At 70.7% G+C, this 7,719-nt stretch carries 5 protein-coding genes and 2 pseudogenes; 6 read left to right on the top strand and 1 reads right to left on the bottom strand.

Features of this window, described 5'->3' with window-relative positions; genetic code table 11:
• Nucleotides 1–1,064, top strand: a pseudogene (locus AC08OQ_RS15520) (hypothetical protein); the annotation flags it as partial.
• Nucleotides 1,065–1,088: 24 nt separating this feature from the next.
• Here AC08OQ_RS15520 and AC08OQ_RS15515 read toward each other — a convergent pair.
• The gene (locus AC08OQ_RS15515) at nt 1,089–2,771 is read right to left on the bottom strand and encodes a PAS domain-containing protein (protein ID WP_476599923.1); all 1,683 of its coding nucleotides are present in this window, start codon (nt 2,769–2,771) and stop codon (nt 1,089–1,091) included.
• A gap of 593 nt (nt 2,772–3,364) precedes the next feature.
• Here AC08OQ_RS15515 and AC08OQ_RS15510 point away from each other — a divergent pair.
• The 5 genes and pseudogenes from AC08OQ_RS15510 to AC08OQ_RS15490 form a co-directional block, all read left to right on the top strand.
• Nucleotides 3,365–4,672 carry a CpaF family protein gene (locus AC08OQ_RS15510; protein ID WP_476599925.1) on the top strand — a complete coding sequence of 436 codons (1,308 nt, stop codon included), beginning with the start codon at nt 3,365–3,367 and terminating at the stop codon, nt 4,670–4,672.
• Nucleotides 4,672–5,622: a type II secretion system F family protein gene (locus tag AC08OQ_RS15505; protein ID WP_476612144.1), complete on the top strand. Its 951-nt coding sequence runs from the start codon at nt 4,672–4,674 to the stop codon at nt 5,620–5,622. Before AC08OQ_RS15510 ends, AC08OQ_RS15505 begins: the two co-directional genes overlap by 1 nt.
• Nucleotides 5,619–6,569, top strand: a complete 951-nt coding sequence (locus AC08OQ_RS15500) for a type II secretion system F family protein (RefSeq protein WP_476599928.1) — start codon at nt 5,619–5,621, stop codon at nt 6,567–6,569. The genes AC08OQ_RS15505 and AC08OQ_RS15500 overlap by 4 nt, the downstream gene beginning before the upstream one ends.
• A gap of 299 nt (nt 6,570–6,868) precedes the next feature.
• Complete coding sequence (locus tag AC08OQ_RS15495; protein ID WP_476599930.1) at nt 6,869–7,357, top strand: TadE/TadG family type IV pilus assembly protein; 489 nt, start codon at nt 6,869–6,871, stop codon at nt 7,355–7,357.
• A gap of 11 nt (nt 7,358–7,368) precedes the next feature.
• Nucleotides 7,369–7,719: pseudogene (locus AC08OQ_RS15490) on the top strand (hypothetical protein); the annotation flags it as partial.

Raw genomic sequence — 7,719 nt, 5'->3', positions numbered from 1 at the left:
CCCTAACTGCCCGGCTCGCTGTCGCCGAACAGCGTGCCGCGGAGTCCGAACGGCGGATCGCCGAGGCGGAGCGCCATGCCGTGATCGCAAGCGCCCGGGTCGAGGAGATCGAGGCAGCGATGCGGGCCCGGGCGTACGCCGTGACACCCGGCGCGGCCCAGGCCCTCCCGGCCGGCCCGGGTGCCGCCGGCCCTTCGGCGGCGGAGCTCGCCCATGAGGCCGAGCTGCTGCGCAGACAGCTCGTCGAGGCCGAGGGCCGGGCGGCCAAGTTCTCCTCCCGACTGGCCATGGCCCGTACGGAGGCGGAGGACGCGCAACGTCAGGTGGCCACCATGACCACCCGGCTGGATCGGCACCAGGCCGAATGGGCGGCCGAACGGCTCAGCCTGCTGGGGCGGATCGCGAAATCCGAGGCGCTTCTGGGCCAGGCCTCCTCTGACGAGAAAGCCGGTGCCGAGCATCCCGAGGCTGCCCCCACCGCCGAGGCCGCCGTCGCGGTCGGGGTTGCTGCCGCGGGCGGTGTGGTCTCGTCGAACCTCGCGGTCACCCCGAACGAGGCGGGGCCGTCGAAGAGCGTGCTGCCCGCGCACGGCCTGGCTCTGTCGCCCGAGGCGAACATCTCGGGGGCGACGGTCCAGGCGAGCGGCGTTGCCACGAAGAACCGGCCACCGGCCCCGGGCGGACCGCCGTCGAGTAGTCAGGGGAGTGGCTGCGGCGTGAAGAGCACCGGTGGCAGGAGCACCGGTGGAACGAACGGGGCCAGCGGCCAGCCGGGTACGGGTAGCCGGGTCGTGCTGGAACCCGCGCCGCGGTGGAACGGTCTCCTCGATCCAGTGCGGTCGGGCGGCGACAACCTCAAGGAGATTGTCGGCGTGGGCCCGGTGATCGAGGCCCGGCTGCGGGCGTTGGGCATCACAACCTTCAGTCAGCTGGCCGAAATGGGTGATACCGACGTCGAGCGGCTCGCTCACCGGCTGGATGGCTTCGGTGACCGCATCGTCTCCGACGATTGGGTCGGCCAGGCCCAGGATCTGCAGGCCCGGCACTACGGCGGCGTCTACTGACCGGACCGCCGTCCACCTCGCTCGTCACAGTCCGGAGATGAGTCCCTCGATCTCAGCCTCCAGGATCCGGCGGTCGGTGACGTCGGAGTAGAGCCAGACATGGCCGCGGTAGCCGTCGGCCGCGGTCAGCGGGATGTGGCTACGCTCGAACACCCGCCCGTCGGCGAACATCACTGCCTCCCGGCGTAGCGTCCGCCGTCGACGGAGCAGGGTGTCCAGGCGCGTCGCGAATCCGGATGGATCGTCCACCAGCCCGGGCCGGGGACGCAGCTGCAGCCGGCAATCCGTTCCGACCAGGTCGACGGGCAGGTCCGCCAGATCGAACAGATCGCAGTACACCTGGTTCACCGCCACCACACGCCCGTCCCGGTCGGCGATGAGCACGGCGGTCGTCAGTTCGGCGAGCAGGGTCGTCAGCCAGCGTTCCCGGTCCCGGCATGCCTCCTCGATCCGTCGGGCCTCGGTGAACGGGCAGCCACAGGTGTGGTTCGAGCCCCTGGCGCGTCCGAAGGGACGCAGGTCGTCATTCTCGCTGCGATGCAGGGCCACGGCCGCGCGCCACTCCGCGCCAGGCGGGAGCGTCCCGCGGGGAAACCCGACTGTGGGCCGATCCTCGGTGGCTTCGCGGGATGTCGCCCGGCCCGGCGTCGGTTCGCCGGGAACCGGCCGGCGGGGAAGCGGAACAGACCATTCCCAGCCCCGATCGGACTGGTCGGCCCGAGGCCAGGCCGAGGGTGCTTCGCGTCGCGGGTACTCGCCGTCGTCCTCGCGGTCCCCGGCCGCGTCGACGAGATCGGTCTCCTCGGTGTCACCGTGCCCGTCCAGCCCGTCCAGGCGGGCTATCTCGTCCACCCGATCGGGGCGATCCGACCGGTCGGACTGGTCCGGCAGATCAAACGGGCCCGGTCCGTCGAACACGCCGAACCTGTCGAGATCGCCCGCGGGCACCCCATCGGAGGCGAGGGCCTGGAGACCGAGGAGATCCTGATCGAGCAGGTGCCCGTCGAGGAGGTCGGGATCGAGAGCGGCGAGTTCGAAAGCCGCCTCGCGACGGCGAAGGCGGTCGAGCTCGGCCTGCCCGTCGTCAAGGTGTTCGAGATCGGCCGGTTCGAGATCGGCCGGTTCGTGATGCGCCGGTTCGTGAGACGTCGGTTCGCGGGAAGCGAGGTCGGGTTCGGCCCGTTCCTGGACGGCGACGTCGTCGGTATCGGGCTGGCCCGCGGACGATGGGCCGATCGGGGAGTGACGCCCTTGGACCCGCGGCGAGGACACCGGCACACCCGTCACCGGCCCGGCGGCGTTCCCGAACGCACTGGCCGACGGCACGGTGAGGGTGCCGACGATCCGTTGTCTACCGTCCCCTGCCGAGGTCACCATCGTCTGCATGACCGCGTCGCAGGGTGGTTCACCCGGTCGGATCAACCGGACCTGGATCGAAAACCCGTCGCCGTGCGTGACGAGGCGCCGCCACCGGCTGCCGACGTTCGCTACGTCGCCGGGATGGACGATGCGTTGCCATCCCCATCCGACCGCCTCGTCGCGGGTAACGCCGGTCAACTTGGACCACGGCCGGTTCACAAAGAGATACCGGCCTGCCGCATCGGTGGCGAATACCGCGACCGGGCAGTTTTCGACAATCCGCCAGAACATTTTCCAAGCGGTCGTGTCGAACATGTCTGACGATCGGGGATCCCGGGCGCCGCTCATCGTGATGCCCCTTTCCACTCCGGGGGATCGTGCCGGGGAGGCGTCGGGAGCAACGCCGCCCTGGTGGCCGAATGAGGTTCTCGCGGGCGGCTGGCGACCGCGCTGGTTGTTGGCTGACCGGACACGGAAGGGACCCCCGAGGCAGGCGTTGGTGGGACGCTGGATGAGACCGGCGGGGTGGGGGGATTCCGCCTGTCGACCCAGCGATGCGATATCGGCTACAGGGATGTTCGGGTTAGGGACCGCCGAAAGGCTATCGCCTCGGCGTCGTTTCGAGGGAGAAATCGCGCGGGCGTTTCCGGGGCGGTTGGTGCACCGTCGGTGCAGTCGATATGCGCACAGAGCGATGACAAATGTCCGGTCCGCGACCGCTTTTTGACTGCGGAGAGTAGCAACCTTGGTGGTCAAGGGGGGACTCTGTACGGGCTGTGGCCTACCTGAGCCCTACCCGCTCCATGCCCCCGGTGGGGGTTGTGCGAACGTTGTTGCGTCTGCCCCCGGTGTCGGGGGTTGCTTACCAGTGACCTTCTTTCTACGCTTCGTGGCAATTATCGGGGCGGGAAGAGACGAAAGCCGGAGGAGCAGCGGTTTCCGTGGCGGTGGCACGCGGCAGTTGGCTGGACGCGACATCGTTCGTGGAGGACGAGGTCAGAGAGCTCGTCCGGCGGCGTTCTCTCGATCCCGTGCGGGACCCGGCGCAGGTGCGTCAGCTCGTTCACGAGGTGCTCGCCGATTATGAGGAACGGGTTCTCGTCAGTGACCTTCCCCCGGTCGTCGACCGGGACGTCACCGCCCGGCTGGTCTATGACGCGGTTGCCGGGTTCGGGCCGCTGCAACGCCACCTCGACGACCCCACCGTGGAGGAGATCTGGATCAACGAGCCGGGCCGGGTATTCGTCGCCCGGGCCGGTCGCAGCGAGCTGACGACGACCATTCTGACCGCCGATCAGGTCCAGGACCTCGTCGAGCGGATGCTGAAGTCCTCGGGCCGGCGGGTGGACCTCTCGACCCCGTTCGTCGACGCCATGCTTCCGGACGGTTCCCGGCTGCACGTGGTCATCCCCGATGTCACCCGGGTGCACTGGTCGATCAACATCCGTAAGTTTGTGCTGTCCGCGTCGAGCCTGGACGAACTGGTCGATCTCGGGACGATCACGCTGGCAGCGGCCACCTTTCTGGACGCTGCCGTCGTCGCCGGCCTCAACATCATCATTGCGGGCGGCACTCAGGCCGGCAAGACGACCATGCTCAACTGTCTCGGCTCGGCCATCCCGGCCCGGGAACGGGTGATCAGCTGCGAGGAGGTGTTCGAGCTGAAGCTGCGGGCCGCCGACTGGGTGGCGATGCAGACCCGGCAGGCCAACCTGGAGGGCAGCGGGGAAATCCGGCTGCGCCGGCTGGTCAAGGAGGCCCTGCGGATGCGCCCGGACCGGCTCCTGGTCGGCGAGGTTCGCCAGGAGGAGGCGCTCGACCTGCTGATCGCGCTCAACTCTGGGCTGCCCGGTATGTGCAGCCTGCACGCGAACTCGGCTCGCGAGGCCGTGACGAAACTGTGCACCCTGCCCCTGCTCGCCGGCGAGAACGTCAGCCATGCCTTTGTGGTGCCCACCGTCGCCGCCAGCGTGGATCTCGTCGTCCATCTGGAGAAGGACGTCTCGGGCCGGCGCCGCGTCACCGAGGTCGTCGCGCTGCCCGGCCGGACGGAGGGGGACGTCATCGAGATCGCCCAGATCTACCGCTCGCGCGCGGACGGACTGGTCCGCGCCGACGGCTTCCCGCCACATCCCGAACGGTTCGTCCGCGCCGGCTACGACCTGCCCGCCCTGCTGGCCCAGGGCGACCATGATTACCATCATCATCGGCCCGGCGGGGGCTGGCCCGAGATCGCCGCGGAGCGATGATGGGCATCTTCCTCGGCCTGCTGTTCGGTCTGGGTCTGTTCCTCATCGTCACCAGCGGCCGGCCGCGGTTCGCGGCCTGGTCGGCGACGGCGCGCTGGGAACGGTCGACGAGCGACCTGCTCGCCCAGGCGGGCATCCGCGGCGTGACCCCGCGTCAGTTCGTCATGATCAGCCTGGGTCTGGGTCTGGGTCTGGGTCTGGGTCTGGGTCTGGGTCTGGGTCTGGGTCTGGGTCTGGGTCTGGGTCTGGTAGCCGGCCTGGTCGTCCTGGCATTCACCGAGACCGTGTCGCTGGCCGGCGCCTTCGTCGTGTTTGCGAGTCTGCTGCCCCGGGCCCTCGTGGTCCGTCGGCGGCATGCCCGCATGCATGATCTGCGGGAGCTGTGGCCGGACGTTGTCGACAACCTGTCCAGCGCGGTGCGGGCCGGGATGTCGCTGCCCGAGGGCCTGGCCGCGGTGGGGGTGCGGGGGCCGGTACAGCTGCGACCGGCCTTCACCCGGTTCGGCGAGGACTACAGCGCCACCGGGTCGTTCTCGGCCTGCTTGGACCGCCTTGCCGACGAGCTCGCCGATCCGGTGGCCGACCGCATCATCGAGTCACTGCGGATGGCCCGGGAGGTCGGCGGGACCGACCTCGGCCGGCTGTTGCGCACGCTGTCCACCTTCCTGCGGGAGGACGCCCGCACCCGCGCCGAGCTCGAGACGCGGCAGAGCTGGACGGTGAACGCCGCCCGGCTCGCGCTCGCCGCCCCCTGGATCGTGCTGCTCCTGCTGGCCACCCGGGGGCAGAACGTGCGAGCCTACGACAGCCCGACCGGGGTCCTGGTGCTCGTGGTGGGCGGCGCCGTGTCGGCCCTCGCCTACCTGCTCATGAAGCGGATCGGCCGGTTGCCGGAGGAGGGCCGGGTGCTGCGCGGGGGAGCGGCCGCTGGCCGGGGGGCGGGATCATGACTACGGTCGCCAGCGGTGCGCTGATCGGGTTCCTCGTCGGGCTGGGCCTGGTCATCATCGTCTACCGCTCCCCCCGGGCCCGGCGCATCCACCTCGCTGACCGAATCGATCCCTACCTGCGGGACACCCCCACACCCTCGAGGCTGCTCGAGGACCGGCCGCGGGGGGTGCCGCGGCCGGGTCTCGCCGCGGTCGAGGCGCTCGCGCGCCCGTTACTCGCGGACGCCGCCGGTCGGCTCGACCGTTTCCTGGGGGGCCGGGCCGCCCTGCGACGCCGGCTGACCCAGGCCGGCGGACGGACCAGCATCGAGGAGTTCCGCGTCCAGCAGGTCATCTGCGCGGCCAGCGGGGCGCTGATCGGCGCCCTCCTGCTGGCGCTGCGCGCGCTGCTCCGCGTCGGCCCGCCGACCCTGGTCAGTGTCGCACTGATCGTCGCCGGCACGGCCGGTGGGGTGGTGGCCCGGGACTACTGGCTGTCGCGGGCGATCTCCGAGCGCGAGGACCGGATGCTGCTGGAGTTCCCGACGATCGCCGAGCTGCTGGCGCTCGCGGTGACCGCGGGGGAGTCGGCCATCGGGGCGCTGGAGCGGGTCAGCCGGTTGACCCACGGCGAGCTTGGGCACGAGCTGCGGCTCGCGTTGGCCGACGCCCGCGCCGGGGCCACCCTCGTGCAGGCGTTGGAGGGCATCGCGGCGCGCACGGCGTTGGCACCCCTGGTGCGGTTCGTCGACGGGATGGCGGTCGCGATCGAACGGGGGACGCCGCTGGCGGACATCCTGCGCGCGCAGGCCGTTGACGCGCGTGAGGCGGGCAAGCGGCAGCTGCTAGAGGCCGGTGGCCGCAAGGAGATCGCGATGATGATCCCGGTCGTGTTCCTCGTCCTGCCGACGACCGTGATCTTTGCCTTCTACCCGGCCCTGGTGAGTTTCACCGTGATCGCGCAGTGAGTGCCCGGGGCGCGCAGGTGGCCGCCCGCAGGTGGACGCGTCCGTCCGGCGAGGTCGGATCAGCCAGCCTAAAGGAGGAGACATGGGACGAACAGGGCAGGCCATGAAAGCGAGATGGCGGGCCTGGCGGTCAGCCGTCGCATCGGGCGGCCACCATGATCGCGATCGGGGGGACGTCCCCGGCTGGGTCATGATAACCGTCATGACGGCGGCGCTGGTGGTCGCGATCGCCACCCTGGCGACGCCCGCCCTGCAGAACCTGTTCACCTCGGCCATCAACTCGGTGTCGGGTATCGGCGGTGGCGGCTGAGCTCGCGGCCGCCGCGGGGCCGGACGGGATCGACGGCGGCCCCAGGGGGACCGGGCAGCGACCGGACGCGGTCGAGGACGGCGTCGAGGACGGCTCGGACGCGGCTGACGGCGGATCGGCCGTCGTCGAGTTCATCCTGGTGGGGACGTTGTTGCTCTTCCTGATCCTGGGGATCATCCAGGTCGGCCTGGTGCTGCACATCCGCAACACGCTCGCGGCGGACGCTGCCGAGGGAGCCAGGCACGCGGCCAATCTCGGCGTGCCGGCGAGCGAGGGCGGTCCCTACGCCCAGGCCCTCATCGCGCGGACCATCCCGGGACGGTCCGACGCCGTCTGCACCGGGGCGCAGGTCGACGGGCCGGGTGGCACGCCGCTCGCGGAGGTCACCTGCCGGGTTGCCGTGCCGCTCGTCCTAGTCCCACTGGGCGACGGCATCACGATCACGGTGAAGGGCCACGCACTCAAGGAACTGCCGTGACGAGGGGTGTCGTGGCGGGAGATCGGATCGCGCGGGCGGCCCTGCGCTCCGTGCCGCGGACGATCCTGATGATCAGGACAGGTTGCGTGGCTTCCGTGCGCCGCGTCGGTCGCATTGGTCGCATAGGCCGCGTTGTCTGGCCCGAACGGGCAGGCCCGGCGACCGGGGCCGACGACGGTTCGGCGATGATCGAATTCGTTGGATTGTCCGTCGTGCTGCTCGTTCCGTTCGTCTACCTGTTCCTGTGCGTCTTCGCGGTGCAGCGCGCGGCGTTCGGGGTGACCCAGGCCGCCCGGGAGGCCGGGCGGGCGTTCGCCACCGCGGGCAGCGAGACGCAGGGCATGGACCGGGCACGGCTCGCC

The organism is Frankia sp. CcCS3 (genome assembly GCF_977927575.1).
This window is presented reverse-complemented; position numbering and strand designations above follow the sequence as displayed.

Coding starts and splice junctions, on each gene's coding strand:
- AC08OQ_RS15515 (WP_476599923.1), bottom strand. CDS start 2,771: ATGAGCGGCGCCCGGGATCCCCGATCGTCAGACATGTTCGACACGACC.
- AC08OQ_RS15505 (WP_476612144.1), top strand. CDS start 4,672: ATGGGCATCTTCCTCGGCCTGCTGTTCGGTCTGGGTCTGTTCCTCATC.
- AC08OQ_RS15500 (WP_476599928.1), top strand. CDS start 5,619: ATGACTACGGTCGCCAGCGGTGCGCTGATCGGGTTCCTCGTCGGGCTG.